This window comes from Leptospira fainei serovar Hurstbridge str. BUT 6 (assembly GCF_000306235.2).
Classification (GTDB): Bacteria; Spirochaetota; Leptospiria; order Leptospirales; family Leptospiraceae; genus Leptospira_B; species Leptospira_B fainei.
On sequence record NZ_AKWZ02000003.1, the window covers coordinates 265873 to 280933 of the forward strand.

Genomic DNA, 15061 nt, shown 5'->3' on the forward strand with positions numbered 1-15061 from the left:
ATTATGCTCCTGGTAACTTAACGTATCCTAAAAGGATCGACAGTGGTATGGAAGAATTTCCCACAAAAATGAGAAGCGCATATCCGATCGCAAACGCGTTGGTCTTCGGCGCCCAGAACGGCGTATTCAAACCGAATGTCTGAAACACGCTTGAAACTCCGTGGCGAAGGTGGGAGGCCAATATGAACATCCAAAGGACGTACGCGGTGGAAACGATCGGATTTTGGAATCCTAAAACTACCATGGAATAAACGTCGTGCCGTCCTTGCGGATCTTTTAAAGCGAAATCTTTCGGGTCCGTGACTCCGAAAGTAAAATGCGCGAGGTGATACAATATCGCTCCAAAAATTAATAAACCGGTGAGGGCCATCATTCTGGAAGAAAGAGTCGCCTGGATCGTACTTTCCTTTACGTATGCTACCGGTCGCGCTCGTTTGTTCTCTAAAGAAAGTTTGATTGCGTAGAAAACGTGCAATACGAAGGCAATCAAAAGCGTACCGCGCGCGATCCAGAGGAGTCCGCCGAGGCTTTGGAGGAACGCGGCGTAACTATTAATCTTATCCGGTTCCTGGAAAATCTGGAGATTCCCCAGCATGTGTAAAAACACGAAGCCGAAGAAAACGAGTCCGGTAATTCCGACGATAGTTTTTCTACCGATGGAAGACCTAAGGTATCCAGCCTGAAAATCCATTCAAATTCTCCTGTGAGAGTAATGGGAAGAAGTCATCGATTTGTTTTTATAGGATGGGAAAATTACGAAAGAACAAATGTACTCCGATTCGCCCTAATATTTAGAGTAAAAAATATGGTCTATACGGAAAGCATTTTTAAACGAAAGGACAAAAAATGGACATTTGGACCTAAAGCGGCTATAATGGACTTCCATTTTGTGCAACGCGGAAATTTCCAAAAGAAAACTGAATCAGGTAACGCCTCCATGCAAAAAATAGACCCATTTATTTCCCTATATCGTAGAGAGCTTTTTCCAGGTTCGATCCAACCTGCGGGTGAGAATTTAGACTCTGCAACAGATGCTTTTTATTTCCAATTTAAAGGAATACGAATTTCCAGAGTCGGGTTCGGTTGCTATCGAGTGGGCTTGGAAAATCCAGCGCATAAAAAGGCCCTCGTTCTCGCGCTTCGCTCCGGCGTAAATTTGATTGATACCTCGGCTAACTATGGAGACGGTGAGGCGGAAAGTTTAGTCGGAGAAGTACTTTCGGAAGAATTCGCGTTCGGAAATATAAAACGCGAATCGGTTTGTGTTGTTACGAAAGCCGGATATATCCAGGGCCGGAATATGGAAATCGCGGAACAACGAGAAGTTGCAGGGAATCCATTTCCCGAAACGACATACTATCAACCCGGTTGTTTTCATTGCATTTCTCCTGAATTTTTGGAAGACCAATTAGAGAGATCTAGGAAGAGATTGGGTCTGTACACGATCGATATTTTCTTATTGCATAACCCGGAATATTTTCTGATGGATCAGCGGAAGCACGGAGTTCCGGAGAAGACGGCAAAGCAAGAATATTATCGGCGAATTCGAGATGCATTTTCCTTTCTGGAAAGGGCGAGGGCGGACGGTAGAATTCTTTATTACGGAATTTCCAGCAATACCTTCCCGGATAAGGAAGATTCTTATACCGATACTTCGTTGTCGAAGGTACTACAAATTGCGAAAGAAGTCGGCGGTGAAGATTCCGGTTTTGCAGTCGCCCAGTTTCCTGCCAATTGGTATGAAGATGGCTTTCTACGGAATCATAATTCAGCTGGCGAGAATCTATTAGCCATTTGTAGGAACTTCGACATTCTTCCGCTTATCAATCGACCATTGAATTCGTTCGTTTCTGATAAAGGAATGGTTCGATTAGCCTATCGACCGGGTCCGGATCAGGAGACCCGAATTGCCGCTTTGGAATCATTATTCAAAGAGTTAAGAACGTATGAAACTCCGCTCCATGATCTTCCGGAAAGTCAAACAGGGTTTAAAAGTCTGAGCGCCCAGTGGTTCGGTTATCGGGAAAAGATTCCGAATATAGAGCAGCTACATCAGCTTTTGGGTAGATCCTGGATCCCGGCCGCACAATCTTCCTTAAAATTTATATCCGATCGTCTGGGAAAAGAAGAGGCGATTCGTTATACGAATCTGCTAAACAAGACAATCCCGTATTTTGAGGAATGGATTGTTTTGCATCAAGCCGAGGCTCGCCTACCTCTGTATGAGGAATTAAAGGGAAGATTTCATTCAGACAGACACAGTCCAAATAGCCTATCCTCTATGATGGTTTTACATTTGTCTCAGTTATTGCAAAAGGGAACCGTGCTGGTCGGAATGAGAAAAGAAGAATATGTGAAAGACATACTGGAGCTTAAAAACCAGGTCTGGTCTCCAATTTCAGAGGAGGAATGGGGATACCATGGAATTCGATCCTGAAATCCTGGCGATTTTAGACAGGATTCGCAATACCTCCGATCCGGAGTCCAGTTTTTCCTTTGCATGGATGGAAGGAAGAAGGTTGTATTTTGCTGGCAATTACTTTGAGCTGCATGAGGTGTTCGAGTTTCAATGGAAGAAAGAATTCGGAGCCAGGAAACTACTTTTGCACGGCTGGATTCAATTGGCGATTTCTCTAAATAAAATATTCGTAAAGCCGAATATACGAGGCGCAAGAATGCAAGCCGAAAAATCTAAGCAGAAATTCGACGCATTATTGCAATTCGCGGAGCTTTCATCCGCCGGCCGCTCTCATGCGCTAAAGACGATTCAATTTTTAGAGATACTACTTACGAAATTCAACGGGGATATTGATTGGGATCTCGAACAAATTCGAGGACTTTCTTTACCGATAATGACCGAAACGGGAGAGGAATGGTTTTCTTCCATTTGAGTTTTTCTTATTATGACTTTTGAAGGAAATATGGAAACGGCGAACGAAAATATCGGAAAGCTAGAGCGGAATTATTTTGAATCCGGCGGATACAAACTCGCGTACACGAAGCGAGATAATAACAAAGGTAAAGCGCTTTTACTTCTTCACGGTTTTATGGATTCCTCGGATACTTTCTTGTTCCAAGAGAATTTTCTTTCCGAGAATTTTGATCTGTATAGATTCGATTATCGCGGTCATGGAGATTCCGAATGGCTCCGTGAAGGGTTTTACCATTTTATGCTGCCGCTCGTAGATACCCAAAGTTTTATTTCAAAACATTTACCCGAAAAATTTCACATCCTAGGACACTCGATGGGAGGCGGCCTGGGATCCCGTATCGCCGGTATCCTACCGGAACGTGTCGAATCGTTGGTCTGTTTAGAGGGATTTAGCTCTCTTCAGAATCCCGAAAAGGAACGAAAGAGATTTCGATCTTGGTTGGAAACTTGGGAGAGCGGGTTAGCCGGTAGAGAAAGAAAGAGGCAGAAAAGCTTTCGTAGTGTCGAGGAGGCAGCGCTTCGCTTATCACCGGTCTACCCGAGGTTGCCAAAGGAACGCCTGTTAAAGATCGCGGCATATTTGACAAAACCTGTGGACGACGGTTATATATGGAAAAGTGATCCAGCTTATAAAAACGGCCCGCCCGTATTCATCAGTCCTCAGTTCACCAGATATCTTTGGGAGACAATTGCCTGTCCTGTGCTTGTCGTTTACGGAAAGGAAACACATCTACCTTTGGATGATAGGGAAGAGGTTTTTTCACATATTCGTAATCTGAAATATTTCGAATTGGAAGACGCAGGGCATAATATGCATCATGACAAACCCGAGGAGTTAGTCGGAATCTTAAGCGATTTCTATCGAACGCTGTGACGGTTGACACATTGAATCTGCTTTTGTAATCCGGAGTGGAATTGGAACAACCTCCAAATAACGATCTAAAAACGACATTCCGTAGCGAGTAATAAACGAATTCGCTCAGGGAAAGGATGTAGATTTAGATCGGAGCCGATAATCTGAAGCTAGAGTTTTGTCTCAAATCTTTGAAACCTCGACTTTCGACGGCGGTATGATTCATAAAATTAGCGTTGTCCATCATGGAAAAAACCTTGGTGAAGCGGGTGTTTTTACCTGAAAAACTCCTTTGCTTATCCGGAGGAGACTTTACTTTTGTCAAAAAGTTTCAAAGGCCAGAATGTTCTCAAAAGTCTTCAATACTATCCGTTTAGCGCTACTAACCTTCGCTGTGATTTATTCTTCTCATCTTTTCGCCGTACAATCCATTCTTCTAAGAAACGGGAATACGATTAAAGGAGACGTTATCACTCAAAATGAGAAATCGATTCAGGTTCGTGGTCAGGATGGTAAAATAGTGAGCGTCTCGAAACGATCCATCTTGAAAGTAATTTATAAAGAAGTAACTAAAGATGAAGAAAAGCAAATCCGGCAGGAAGAAGAGAAAAAAATAAAGGAAGAGCCGCAAGCCGTAAAAGAAGAACCTATCATTATTACTCCACCTACTCCTCCCCCCGTTGTGCCTAGTAGGAATAGATGGAGCGTAGTGTGGAGGTCCGCATTATTGCCCGGTTGGGGCCATATCTATGCCGGAAGAAAAACGACCGGAATTGTCTATAGTAGCTTATTGGTATCGAGTTTAGGATACGCTACGGTAGCCGCAAAGCATGCACAGTCGGCCAAATCCGATTATGATCAATCGTCCCTGACATCTACATTGATTTTAGGAAATTCTTCGATCGGTTTGGGAAGTCTTTATGTCGGGGGGAAGAAAAGCCAATACCAGCATGACGTTAAGCAATATAATAACGCTCTTGCGATAGTTGGGGCAGTATACCTAATCCAATTGGTGCATTCTTATTTTACCGGAGCATCCTGGGAAAAGGAAGATGTCGTATTGTCTTCCGATGGAACCCCTGTGCGAAATGGACTTCAGTGGAACGCGGGATACGATCGCGCGGCATTAAATTCAAATACGATTGGTTCGAGTTCTTTCGGATCACCGACCGGCAAAGCATTTTACGGAGAAATCCGTTATTCGGTTTTATTTTAACCTAGGCCCTGCAATAGAAGTGCGGGAATCCGATTCTCTTCTATGAAAGCGTGATGGCATAAGTAATATTAACTTTTTTTAATCTATCGAAGATCCTTCCTGTATTCGTAAAGCTAAACAAATCAATAGTCCTCGCCATTCATTAAGTACCTCCGGAGGGTATAGGACATAAAAAATTTATACGGGAAGAAATAAAAAAACTTGTACTTTAATCGTACTTAAATAGGCTACCCCTCAACGATTTAGCTGAGGAGCAACCATGGAACAGGGAAATAAATTCAGAGATCAACTCGAGAGATATGTAAACTATCGTGGGATTGATATTGTCCTTCATTTGAAAGACGGATCCGTAGTTGAACTCGATCGAAATCGCAGATTGGTAGGCGAAGAAATCGTCTATTTCCCTGATAAACTAAATGCTAGCAAGGTTCCACTTACGATGATCAGCAAAGCTGATTTATTCGTAGCATAAGAATCTACCCCGACTCTCGCCGTTTTTATGCGGGAGTCGGGATTCTGCAGGGTCCTTACATTCTCTTGGATCTAAGCTAAATCTCTGATTAGTTCCTCGATTTCCTCGATTTTTCCGAAGTCCTTTTCGGAGTAATTCAAATACAAATCGAATTCGGCGTCCGAAATCTTGTCGCACTTGATTACTTTCATAGGAAGCTCAATGTTTCCGGATAAGCTTACCATCCCAATTCGTATGGACAAGTTGGTTCCAGGTTCGACCGGAGCTTCGGACCGGTGAACGAGTCCTACCAACACATTCTCGGCAATCCTGATTTTAACGTCTTCAATCTCTTGAAAACGGACGTTTAGGGTGGAAGGGATTCTACTGTATTTCATGGCGGTCCTCCCGTTGTTGTCTGTAATCGTAGCGGAAGTAGCTTACATAAGGATTAAGAACGCTTTACGATTCAAAGCGAAAGCTAAGAAAAAGAAAGATCCGTAAGCCCGGAATTGGCTGCCTCCGTCATAACCTATTATGCAAGTTATGTGCCGAAGTGCCGAGGCAGATATGAATGGATGGAAAACTACAAAGAATCGCCGGATAAAGACGGTTTTTAAGGTAAGAAGAGCCGGTGGCTTTTAAGAAAGCGGCAGAAACGATCGGAAATCGGAAGCTTTGCCCCAAAAGCGATGCTGAGTGGTTAGGAAAAGTTCAAACACGTTGTTTAGTTTAGCAGCTAAATGGATTTTTCAATACAGATTTATCTAAAGTTAAACGAATCTTCGTAAGTCTATCGAATGTTTTTACGGAGATGCAGATGGAATCTCCGTTCGAATACGGGGGCAACCAAAGTCGATCCGAACGAGATTTAAAGCTGAAGTCATGAAAAGGCGCCTTCAATTAATACAAAATCCTAGTCCGAAGTGATCCCGGATGCTTCTCTATCTTTTCCTTTAGCTCGTCGCCGACGCTCATATTGATTACCATAGATAAGTAACCGATTTCAGCGCTTGTGCCCAAGTGTTGAGAACTGATATTCGCCCCTACTTCCGAAACCAACGCATTAATATCCTTCAAGAAGCCGGGCTGGTTCTTATGAACATTCAAAATTCTATACATTCCCGGTGGGATTGGAGTCAATTCCAATTGCGGGAAATTCACCGCAAACGAAGTCGAGCCATTGTTCATAAATTTCAACAATTTGCTTGCGACTTCGGATCCGATATTTTTCTGAGCCTCTTCCGTAGAACCCCCGATATGCGGAGTTAATATTACGTTTTGAAGATTTTGCATCGGAGTAATGAACGGATCGTTATTGGATTCGGGTTCCTCCGGAAATACGTCCACCCCTGCGCCCGCGATCTGTCCCGCCTTGATCGATTCTGCAAGAGCCTCAAGATCGACCACTTTTCCTCTAGAAAGATTTATAACGTAAGCCCCTTTTTTCGTAGCTGCAATTTGCTTTTTCCCGTACAAATTCATAGTCTCCGGGGTTTCGGGAACATGGAAAGTTACGAAATCCGAAATTTGCAATAGCTCTTCGTAGGATTGAATCGGTGTCGCATTTCCCAACGGTAAAACGGTTTGAACATCGTAATAAACCACTTTCAATCCCATAGCTTCGGCGAGGACGGAAACTTGACTACCGATATGGCCGTATCCTACGATTCCTAACGTTTTGCCTCTGACTTCGAAGCAATTTTTAGAGATTTTATTCCAGATACCCGCGTGCGTATTGCGGATATGATCGGGGACTCTTCTCGCTAACATTACGATTTCCGCAATGACGAGTTCCGCAACGGACCTGGTATTCGAATAGGGGGCGTTAAATACCGGGATTCCTCTTCGTTCCGCCTCTGCTAGGTTTACTTGATTCGTTCCGATACAAAAACAACCGATCGTCATCAAACGCTTGGCTTTTGCCAATACCGGCGTTGTAACGTTCGTCTTACTCCGTATTCCGAGAACATGAATGTTCTCGATTTCCTTTAAGAGTTCATCCTCGCTTAATGCCTGCGGCAATAAGCGGACATTAAAACCATCTTTTTGAAAGATGTCGAAGGCGTCCTTGTGCACGTTTTCCAAGAGGAGGACATTGATCTTTTCTTTCGGATAGGAAATCATAGTTATAGAACCATGGAAAGGTCTCCTCGATTCCCTGGAAATCGGATTTTTTACTTCACTTGTGAAGACTGTCGAAGAGCATGGAGCCGAAATCGTCGGAGGTCCCGCTTTGCAGAAAAAAATTTTTCCGAACCTCTCTTTGTTATTCTTGCCTATGATTGCGGCATTGATCGGGGGTGGAGGTTGTTCTTCCCGTCCTGCCATCGTCGCCGAACCTGTCATCGAACAGACAGTACTTCGTTCCGGACCGATTTGCATTTCGTCCTGGTTTTGCTCGAGCGGACGTTCAGGCTCGCTTAATTTTAAAGGAATTTTGAATAATCGAACCGGTGAAAAACCGCTATTTTTGGAATATTACGTAAGTTCCTTCGAAGAAAGTTTTCCACTTGGAGTATCCATAAAACTGGATCAAACGTGGCATAATTTGCGAAAGGTTTCCACCGAATACGGAGAGACTCTCCGCCTGGTTTCCTTGCTTCCGATCGAAGTCGCGGACAAAATTCAATCTGCGAAAGAAATCGAATTCAGTTTTTCCTCTAGGGAAAATACGACGACGAGGAGTCTCAGCGCAGGCGATGCGGAAGCCTTTAAGAACTTTCTGAAAGAAACTAGAGCCAAGCTGGATGCCCAAGCCAAGCTCACGATCACAAATTACTGAGCGATTTGACGAACTTATTCCGGGCGCATCAAGGGAAATAGAATCGTATCTCGTATTGAGTGCGAATTCGTAAGCAGCATTACGAGACGATCGATTCCGATTCCTAAGCCCCCGGTAGGTGGCATACCGTATTCGAGCGCTCGAATATAATCTTCGTCCATCATAAATGCTTCATCATCGCCCGCCTCGCGCTGTTTTACCTGTTCTTCGAATCGTTCCTTTTGATCGAACGGGTCGTTCAATTCCGAGAAAGCGTTGCCTATCTCGCGTCCAACAATGTACGGCTCGAATCGTTCGACGTAATCGGGATTATCGGGATGGGATTTTGCCAAGGGTGAAAGTTCTTTCGGGTAATCGGTCACGAACACAGGTTGGATTAAATTAGGTTCCGCTTTTTCGGAAAAGACTTCGTCGGCGACCTTCCAGATAGAATGACATTTCGAAGCATCGACCTTAATCGCTGAGGCTTTTTCTTTAGCTTCCTCTAATGTCTTAATTTGCGAAAAATCAATACCCGAATATTCCTTAATGATGTCTACGTACTTAACTCTCCGCCATGGAGGAGATAAATCCACCTGATCTTTACCATAGGGGATTTTTAAGGTTCCGCAGATCTTTTGCGTTAGATGTGTGATCAGTCTTTCGGTTAGATCCAACATTTTCCCCATATCTCCGAACGCCATATAGGCTTCCATCATGGTGAATTCCGGATTATGCTTCGTGGAAATGCCTTCGTTTCTAAAATTTCGATTTAATTCAAAAACCCGATCCAGTCCTCCGACGATTAGGCGCTTTAAATAAAGTTCCGGAGCGATTCGTAAAAACAACTGCATGTCCAAAGCGTTATGATGGGTGGAAAAGGGGCGGGCTGCCGCTCCTCCTGCGATGGGTTGCATCATCGGCGTTTCGACTTCCAGAAATCCTTCTCCGGTCAAAAATGCGCGAATTTCCGAGACGATTTTGCTTCGAACTACGAAAGTGTCTCTAACGTGATCGTTCACGATCAAGTCCACATAACGCATTCTGTATCGTTGTTCTACGTCGGAAAAAGCGTCATATACTACGCCATCCTTTTCCTTCACCACGGGCAAAGGGCGAATGCACTTAGCTAAAAGCGTTACCGTAGTAAGGTGTAAGGTGGTTTCTCCCTTTTGTGTCTGAAACAAATAACCTTCCACTCCGATCAAATCGCCTAGATCCAAACTTTTAAAAAGGGAGTAGTTCTCTTCACCTAAATCATCTCTTGTAGCGTAGAGTTGTATCACGCCGCTCTTATCTTTTAAATGAGCGAAACTTGCTTTTCCCATCACGCGTTTCGAGTGCAATCGACCGCCAAGTCTGAACTTGATTTCCGGTCCTGTCGGTTTTTTAGAAAAATCTTCGATTAATTGAGAGGATAGAGAATCCGGAAAATAGCGGACAGGATAAGGATCTATTCCTTTCGCTTTTAGATCGTTTACTTTTTGAATCCTCTGCTGTATGAGTTCGTTGGTTTCCTTAACTTCTTGCTGGGACATTTTTAGATTCCTAATAATATGAGATAATAATACTTTGCTAAACGACCTAAGATGCTTTCGAGGCTTTTCGGTTTTAAAAACCAATCAGTTGCGGAGAATCCTTCCGGAACCTTTGAAACCGCAAAGTAGATTCCTGCAGGTTCTAAGACGGAACGATAGAGTCGTAATAATGTCGCTGAATCGTATTCCCGTCCAACTAAAAGAAAATTTTTCCACTGCCGATCCAGCGCGATCTTCAACAACGTTTTTGGAAATTCTTGAGGACCGGCTGGAACGGTATAAACTAATATTTTATTCTCTTCTACTCCTTGCGAAGTCAGAAAGGTCTGGAGATTCGGCGCTAAATCCGAATTGATTCCGAGATCCGAATCGTTTCCGGCGGGCGAATATAAAACGAGAACGACCGGAGAGAGTCCCTTCTTCCAGAGGGCTGCTGCCTGTTTGAATTTATCCTTCCTACCAGTTTCGATCGCTTCCACTACGATCGCATCCGATTTTTTGGGATCGGCTTTCGAAACGAGTAGAAGCGGGGCGGAGAAGAACGAGATCAAAAATATGAAAAGCGATCCGAATATGCCGTAGGAAATCAATTTGGTCTTATTCAGAAATTCTTGTACGGAGAGTGGGCTGGATGACATTGAGTCTTACCGTTGAACGGGCCCAATTTGAGGTTTTAGTTTAATTGGTCCGGAGTTCCCGATGGGTGTGTTTGCTCGAGAGGGGACTCGAACCCCTACACCTAATCGGCACAAGCACCTCAAGCTTGCGTGTCTACCAATTCCACCACCCGAGCGGGCTGCGATTGACAGAATGTGAGAGAACCTCGCAGTGTCAAGGAATTTCATACCAGCTGGTATTTCTTCTTTTGCTTCTTATCTTCAGGATCAAGTACGACTCTTTCCGGATGGAAAACGATATCCCAGTATCTGCGAGCATAAGCCACGACACCGATAATTAAAATCGTTACAAGTATATATCCGGAATATTCCGGATGATGGAAGAAATGATCCTGCGAATAGTCGTCGCCTAATAATGGAAGTGTCATATACCAAAGAACAGTAATGGCCACCAAGCCTACGCCGAATTTTCCCCACCAGTTGGGTCTACCTTGGATTCCTCTTTTTAGATATAAAAATCCGCCCAGCCAAACCCCGAGAACCTCGCGAAATAAATATACGCAGAGGATCCAAAGAGGAAATTGATAGTAGTGTACGATAACGGAGAGTCCTCCGACTGTAACGATCTTATCGCATACCGGATCCAAATATCTTCCTAAAATGGATTCTTGTCCTAGTAGCCTAGCTAAAAATCCGTCTAAATAATCCGTTAGTACTGCAAGGACGCAAGTCGCTATCGCAAGTAACAAATATTCTCCGTGTCTCGGAGCTTCCATGTGTTTACGAGTGAAATGGATGAAAAACGGAAGTAGGAACACTCTGCTGACGGATAAGAAATTCGAGACAGTGAAGATTCTATCTTCGAGCAAATCCTTTGGTTTTTTTTCTTGTAGCATTTTCTTTTTGCCGCACCGAGTGGGCAATTTCCACCCTTTGGAGAAGAATGAGGAAGGGACTTAAAAATTCATCCCTTTTTCCTATAAACCGGTTGACCGGAGCGAGACTCGGGAAAGTATGTTCTTCGTAACAAGGAGCTGTAGCTCAGCTGGTTAGAGTGCCTGCCTGTCACGCAGGATGTCGCGGGTTCGAGTCCCGTCAGCTCCGGAATCTCCCATCAATCAAAAAAATCGGACTCGAAGCTTTTGAGCGAGAGCATTTGCAGCGACCCATAGGAAGCGTAGCAAATACGTCGCGAGGCATGGACGGCGAGCACGCGATAAAAGACGCCGTGGAGCTTAATCTGCTAGGAATGCAGATTGCGTAACGGCGAGTCCCGTCAGCTCCGGAATCCCGCTAATTAAGAAATTCGATTCAAAATGACCTTTGCAAATTTGCCGGTTTCTTTGGAGTCAAATTAAACTGTGGTTCGATTCATCGGATAAATTCCTCAACCGCTTTCACAGTATTCAGAGGATCTTCTTCCTGAGGAATATGACCCAATTCGTTAAAAATAACCAATTTACTTTCGGCGATGTCCTTATGAAAGCGTTCGGCGTTAGAAGAAGGAATCAATCGATCCGCTTTTCCCCATAAAATCAAGGTAGGGATATGCAACTCGTGAATTCGATGTTCCATTTCTCCCATCGGCATCTGCTTAAAACGTTCGGTCAGTGCTTTCCGATTCCCTTCGCGCAACGCGAGATCGTAATAGCGATCGATTTGTTCTTCCGTAACTTTCGCAGGATCTCCGTACGTATTCTTTATGCTGGACGCAATGAGACTGCGCGGCAGCACATTATTGGCAATATTTCGTAAGATAGGTATTTTTGCGATGCGGAAGGCTATAGGTACGGACGTTGATTGATAGTTGTATCCGGAGGAATCCACTAAAATCAATTTTTCAAAACGGGTCGGATGAAGTAGGGCAGTATACCAAGCTATACTTCCGCCTAAGGAATTGCCGGCAATGACGGATCTTTTTACTTCCAGCTTATCCAGAATAGAAATTACAAATTTAGAATATAGGTCCAGAGAATATCGATTGTCCGGTGACGGTCCCGTTAATCCGAAGCCGGGTAGATCGAATCGGATGACTCGACGCGACGATTTGAGTTCTCGGACCCATCCGTCCCAGGTATGAAGGGAGGAGGCGGTGCCGTGGATCAGTACGATCGGATTGGAATCATCACGAGGACCCTCGTCTCGAACATGGGCCTGCATTCCCATGACTTCTATGAACATTGAGGGGGGCGGAGCCCACTTCGATTGCAACTCACTAACAGGTTTATCTGACGCCCAATTCGCCGATACGTAAACGGCAATAACGAAGAAAATGGCCGCCAGGATCCCGACTGTAAATTTTACGATTCGCTTTAACATGGTAACCTACTTAGATTAAATCTTCAGTATCTTTCTTGAGTATGATTTCCCCGATCTCTTCTAAGTCCCGGAGTAGGGTTAGAATTCTATTTCTTGCGTCGGTAATTTCCTTTAACGTTACTTTTCCGCGTAATTCCATATTTTCTAAGATATCATTGGCACGATTCTTAGACATCGCTTCGAAAAAGTGGGACCGAATCTCGTCACCGGAACCGCGTAATGCGGTTGCAATTACTTCGTCGTCTCCAAGTCGATTGATCACGAGACGCATTTCTTTCGAATTTAGTAAAAGAACATCTTCGAACGTATAAAGTTTTTCGCGAACTTGCGAAGCAAGCTCCGGAGAATGTTCTTCTAAATCCTTAAGTATAGTTTCTTCCAAAGATTTATCCATGTGATTCAGGATACTCGCAAGGGCTTCCGTGCCTCCTGCTTCGCTAAATTCCGATTTATCTCTGTGTTCGTATTTTTTCTTCAATACACGAGCAATTTGTCTGATCGCATCAGGATGGGTTTTAGTAGTGTTCGCTAATTTTAACGCGACTTTAGATTGCAATTCTTTAGGAAGAAATTTTAAAGTATCGGCCGCCTTCTTCGGATTTAAAAAAGCCAAAGTGACCGCGATCGTCTGCGGGTTCTCGGGAACTAGAAGCTGTGCAAGGGTTTGAGGTTCCGCATCGTTCAAAAACGAAAAGTCTTCTTCGGTGTCCTTTCTATCCAGCTTTCCGAGAATAGATTCGGACTTTTCTTTCCCTATGGATTTGTATAGCAACTCTCTAGCTGTGTCGATACCGCCTCGGGATTCACCCGATAATTCTTTTATCGAGTCTTGAAAATCGAGTAGGGCTTCCTCTTTTTCCGTTTTGGAAACGGTTCTAATTTTAGCCATTTCCTGGACGATCTCTTCGATTAAGTTTTCTTCCAGTTGCGATAGCGCCTTAGCCGCGGCTTCTTTATCCAGAGAAAGCAATAGCAGCGCTGCTTTGCGTACTTTTTGTGATCTGGAAGTGGATTCTTTCTCCGTCAATATTTTGGTTCTCCAAAGGCCCGAATTCGATCAGACGAGAAGGCGTAACGGATGCTCCAATAAATCACGAAAAACTTCCAACCAGTGAGCGCCGACCGCACCGTCGACCACTCGATGATCGCAGGAAAGACAAACGGAAAGCGTTAATCCCGGTACTATAGCTCCGGATTTGATGACAGGTTTTGCGACCGTATTCCCGACCGCTAAAATGGCCGCTTCAGGTTCATTGATTACCGCCGCAAAACGGTTAATCCCGAACATCCCTAAGTTTGAAACGGTAAAAGTTCCGTCCGAATACTCTTCGGGTTTTAGTTTTCTTTCTCTCGCGCGGGAGGCAAGTTCTTTTACTTTTCTGCCTATTTCGAGGACGGAGCAGCGATCTGCATTCCTGACATACGGAGTAATCAGGCCGCCTTCGATCGATACTGCAACACCGATATCGACCCTACCGTGACGGAGTATATGATCTTCTCGCCAAGAAGAGTTCACTTCCGGAACTTTTAATAGAGCTAAAGCGGTGGCTTTGATGATAAAGTCGTTTAAGCTCAGTTTGATGTCCTCGCCGCCTGCCTTCAAGTCCGCATTCAAGGTTTCTCTTAAGTTCACTAAAGGTTCTGCATTCAATTCAATGTCCAAATAGAAATGCGGCTGATGCGTTTTGGAATGAACCAAGCGTGTTGCGATCGTTTTACGCATTCCCGATATAGGCTGTTTCTCTTCGGCAGGGATCGGTCCTGCAAAAGATGACCCTACGGATTGAACTACTTGGTTTGCTTCAACGTCTCTTTTTATGATTCTCCCCCCGGGGCCGGTTCCATTTATTCTGCTTAGATCCAAGCCGGCTTCCTTTGCAATTTGTCTAGCTAGAGGGGAGGCTTTAATTCGTCCTTCTTGGGCCGCAACCGTCAAGCCGCGAGACGGTTGGACCGGTTTAGAAACTTCGATTTCAGGTTCGATTTTCTCTAGGGGCAGTTGGGCTTGGGGGGGAGGCGGTAGTGCTGATGCCGGCGCCGACTCTATGGCCGACGGCGCCGGAGAACCCCCGGCCGGTGTCCTGGACTTTGCCACCGCCAAAAGTGAGCCGATCTCTTCTCCCGCCTTGCCGATAATCGCCACCGGCGAACCGACCGGTAATCTTGCTCCTTCGTTTGCGATAATTTCCAGGAGAACTCCGGCATCGAAAGCCTCCATTTCCATGACCGCTTTATCAGTCTCGACCTCGGCAATTGCCTCGCCCGGCACGACAGCGTCCCCTTTCTTTTTGAGCCATTTTACAAGGACCCCTTCCGTCATGGTGGGGCTGAGTTGAGTCATCTCCGCTATTTTTGCCATAATTCGGTCCTT

Annotated in this window: 15 protein-coding genes and 2 tRNA genes; 7 read left to right on the plus strand and 10 right to left on the minus strand. The window is 44.6% G+C overall.

Features of this window, described 5'->3' with window-relative positions; all coding sequences use genetic code 11:
- Position 1: 1 nt before the first annotated feature.
- Entirely contained in the window at positions 2–691 is a 690-nt protein-coding gene (locus tag LEP1GSC058_RS05325; protein ID WP_016548568.1) for a succinate dehydrogenase cytochrome b subunit, read from the minus strand.
- Positions 692–937: 246 nt separating this feature from the next.
- On the opposite strand from LEP1GSC058_RS05325, the gene LEP1GSC058_RS05330 reads away from it, so the two are divergent.
- The 5 genes from LEP1GSC058_RS05330 to LEP1GSC058_RS05350 all read left to right on the plus strand — a co-directional run bounded on the left by LEP1GSC058_RS05330 (position 938) and on the right by LEP1GSC058_RS05350 (position 5473).
- Positions 938–2437: an aldo/keto reductase gene (locus LEP1GSC058_RS05330; protein ID WP_016548310.1), complete on the plus strand. Its 1500-nt coding sequence runs from the start codon at positions 938–940 to the stop codon at positions 2435–2437.
- The gene (locus tag LEP1GSC058_RS05335; RefSeq protein WP_016548431.1) at positions 2421–2891 is read left to right on the plus strand and encodes a DUF309 domain-containing protein; all 471 of its coding nucleotides are present in this window, start codon (positions 2421–2423) and stop codon (positions 2889–2891) included. The genes LEP1GSC058_RS05330 and LEP1GSC058_RS05335 overlap by 17 nt, the downstream gene beginning before the upstream one ends.
- Positions 2892–2921: 30 nt before the next feature.
- Complete coding sequence (locus LEP1GSC058_RS05340; protein WP_084680376.1) at positions 2922–3806, plus strand: alpha/beta fold hydrolase; 885 nt, start codon at positions 2922–2924, stop codon at positions 3804–3806.
- A gap of 322 nt (positions 3807–4128) precedes the next feature.
- Positions 4129–5001 (plus strand): LA_0442/LA_0875 N-terminal domain-containing protein, encoded by an 873-nt coding sequence (locus LEP1GSC058_RS05345; RefSeq protein ID WP_016548459.1) that lies wholly within the window; start codon positions 4129–4131, stop codon positions 4999–5001.
- A gap of 259 nt (positions 5002–5260) precedes the next feature.
- Positions 5261–5473: a hypothetical protein gene (locus tag LEP1GSC058_RS05350; RefSeq protein ID WP_010410485.1), complete on the plus strand. Its 213-nt coding sequence runs from the start codon at positions 5261–5263 to the stop codon at positions 5471–5473.
- A gap of 71 nt (positions 5474–5544) precedes the next feature.
- On the opposite strand, the gene LEP1GSC058_RS05355 is transcribed toward LEP1GSC058_RS05350, so the two are convergent.
- Both LEP1GSC058_RS05355 and serA read right to left on the minus strand, forming a co-directional pair.
- Positions 5545–5850 carry a hypothetical protein gene (locus LEP1GSC058_RS05355; protein ID WP_039948043.1) on the minus strand — a complete coding sequence of 102 codons (306 nt, stop codon included), beginning with the start codon at positions 5848–5850 and terminating at the stop codon, positions 5545–5547.
- 505 nt (positions 5851–6355) lie between these two features.
- Positions 6356–7579: a phosphoglycerate dehydrogenase gene (gene serA / locus LEP1GSC058_RS05360; RefSeq protein WP_016548331.1), complete on the minus strand. Its 1224-nt coding sequence runs from the start codon at positions 7577–7579 to the stop codon at positions 6356–6358.
- Positions 7580–7733: 154 nt separating this feature from the next.
- Between serA and LEP1GSC058_RS05365 the strand changes: the two genes are divergently transcribed.
- Positions 7734–8237, plus strand: a complete 504-nt coding sequence (locus LEP1GSC058_RS05365; protein WP_051133768.1) for a hypothetical protein — start codon at positions 7734–7736, stop codon at positions 8235–8237.
- Positions 8238–8251: 14 nt separating this feature from the next.
- Here LEP1GSC058_RS05365 and lysS read toward each other — a convergent pair whose 3' ends face one another.
- The 4 genes from lysS to LEP1GSC058_RS05385 form a co-directional block, all read right to left on the minus strand.
- Positions 8252–9754 (minus strand): lysine--tRNA ligase, encoded by a 1503-nt coding sequence (lysS, locus tag LEP1GSC058_RS05370; protein ID WP_016548440.1) that lies wholly within the window; start codon positions 9752–9754, stop codon positions 8252–8254.
- Between the two features lie 2 nt (positions 9755–9756).
- Positions 9757–10392: a hypothetical protein gene (locus tag LEP1GSC058_RS05375; RefSeq protein WP_016548573.1), complete on the minus strand. Its 636-nt coding sequence runs from the start codon at positions 10390–10392 to the stop codon at positions 9757–9759.
- Positions 10393–10464: 72 nt separating this feature from the next.
- Positions 10465–10547 (minus strand) — tRNA-Leu (locus tag LEP1GSC058_RS05380).
- 48 nt (positions 10548–10595) lie between these two features.
- Positions 10596–11267 (minus strand): CDP-alcohol phosphatidyltransferase family protein, encoded by a 672-nt coding sequence (locus LEP1GSC058_RS05385; protein WP_016548628.1) that lies wholly within the window; start codon positions 11265–11267, stop codon positions 10596–10598.
- A 134-nt stretch (positions 11268–11401) separates the two neighbouring features.
- Between LEP1GSC058_RS05385 and LEP1GSC058_RS05390 the strand changes: the two genes are divergently transcribed.
- Positions 11402–11475: transfer RNA gene (locus tag LEP1GSC058_RS05390), tRNA-Asp, on the plus strand.
- Between the two features lie 267 nt (positions 11476–11742).
- On the opposite strand, the gene LEP1GSC058_RS05395 is transcribed toward LEP1GSC058_RS05390, so the two are convergent.
- The 3 genes from LEP1GSC058_RS05395 to LEP1GSC058_RS05405 are packed head-to-tail and all read right to left on the minus strand — an operon-like array spanning position 11743 to position 15049.
- Positions 11743–12690 carry an alpha/beta fold hydrolase gene (locus LEP1GSC058_RS05395; protein ID WP_016548313.1) on the minus strand — a complete coding sequence of 316 codons (948 nt, stop codon included), beginning with the start codon at positions 12688–12690 and terminating at the stop codon, positions 11743–11745.
- A 10-nt stretch (positions 12691–12700) separates the two neighbouring features.
- On the minus strand, positions 12701–13717 hold the full coding sequence (gene fliG / locus LEP1GSC058_RS05400; RefSeq protein WP_016548666.1) for a flagellar motor switch protein FliG: 1017 nt from the start codon (positions 13715–13717) through the stop codon (positions 12701–12703).
- Positions 13718–13747: 30 nt separating this feature from the next.
- Positions 13748–15049, minus strand: a complete 1302-nt coding sequence (locus LEP1GSC058_RS05405) for a pyruvate dehydrogenase complex dihydrolipoamide acetyltransferase (protein WP_039948044.1) — start codon at positions 15047–15049, stop codon at positions 13748–13750.
- Between the last annotated feature and the right edge of the window lie 12 nt (positions 15050–15061).

What these genes read in the sequence shown, in the direction of transcription:
- lysS (WP_016548440.1), bottom strand. Translation starts at nt 9,754, where the DNA reads ATGTCCCAGCAAGAAGTTAAGGAAACCAACGAACTCATACAGCAGAGG.
- serA (WP_016548331.1), bottom strand. Translation starts at nt 7,579, where the DNA reads ATGATTTCCTATCCGAAAGAAAAGATCAATGTCCTCCTCTTGGAAAAC.
- LEP1GSC058_RS05375 (WP_016548573.1), bottom strand. Translation starts at nt 10,392, where the DNA reads ATGTCATCCAGCCCACTCTCCGTACAAGAATTTCTGAATAAGACCAAA.
- LEP1GSC058_RS05340 (WP_084680376.1), top strand. Translation starts at nt 2,922, where the DNA reads ATGGAAACGGCGAACGAAAATATCGGAAAGCTAGAGCGGAATTATTTT.
- LEP1GSC058_RS05350 (WP_010410485.1), top strand. Translation starts at nt 5,261, where the DNA reads ATGGAACAGGGAAATAAATTCAGAGATCAACTCGAGAGATATGTAAAC.
- LEP1GSC058_RS05335 (WP_016548431.1), top strand. Translation starts at nt 2,421, where the DNA reads ATGGAATTCGATCCTGAAATCCTGGCGATTTTAGACAGGATTCGCAAT.
- LEP1GSC058_RS05355 (WP_039948043.1), bottom strand. Translation starts at nt 5,850, where the DNA reads ATGAAATACAGTAGAATCCCTTCCACCCTAAACGTCCGTTTTCAAGAG.
- LEP1GSC058_RS05395 (WP_016548313.1), bottom strand. Translation starts at nt 12,690, where the DNA reads ATGTTAAAGCGAATCGTAAAATTTACAGTCGGGATCCTGGCGGCCATT.
- LEP1GSC058_RS05405 (WP_039948044.1), bottom strand. Translation starts at nt 15,049, where the DNA reads ATGGCAAAAATAGCGGAGATGACTCAACTCAGCCCCACCATGACGGAA.
- LEP1GSC058_RS05385 (WP_016548628.1), bottom strand. Translation starts at nt 11,267, where the DNA reads ATGCTACAAGAAAAAAAACCAAAGGATTTGCTCGAAGATAGAATCTTC.
- LEP1GSC058_RS05330 (WP_016548310.1), top strand. Translation starts at nt 938, where the DNA reads ATGCAAAAAATAGACCCATTTATTTCCCTATATCGTAGAGAGCTTTTT.
- LEP1GSC058_RS05345 (WP_016548459.1), top strand. Translation starts at nt 4,129, where the DNA reads ATGTTCTCAAAAGTCTTCAATACTATCCGTTTAGCGCTACTAACCTTC.
- LEP1GSC058_RS05365 (WP_051133768.1), top strand. Translation starts at nt 7,734, where the DNA reads ATGATTGCGGCATTGATCGGGGGTGGAGGTTGTTCTTCCCGTCCTGCC.
- LEP1GSC058_RS05325 (WP_016548568.1), bottom strand. Translation starts at nt 691, where the DNA reads ATGGATTTTCAGGCTGGATACCTTAGGTCTTCCATCGGTAGAAAAACT.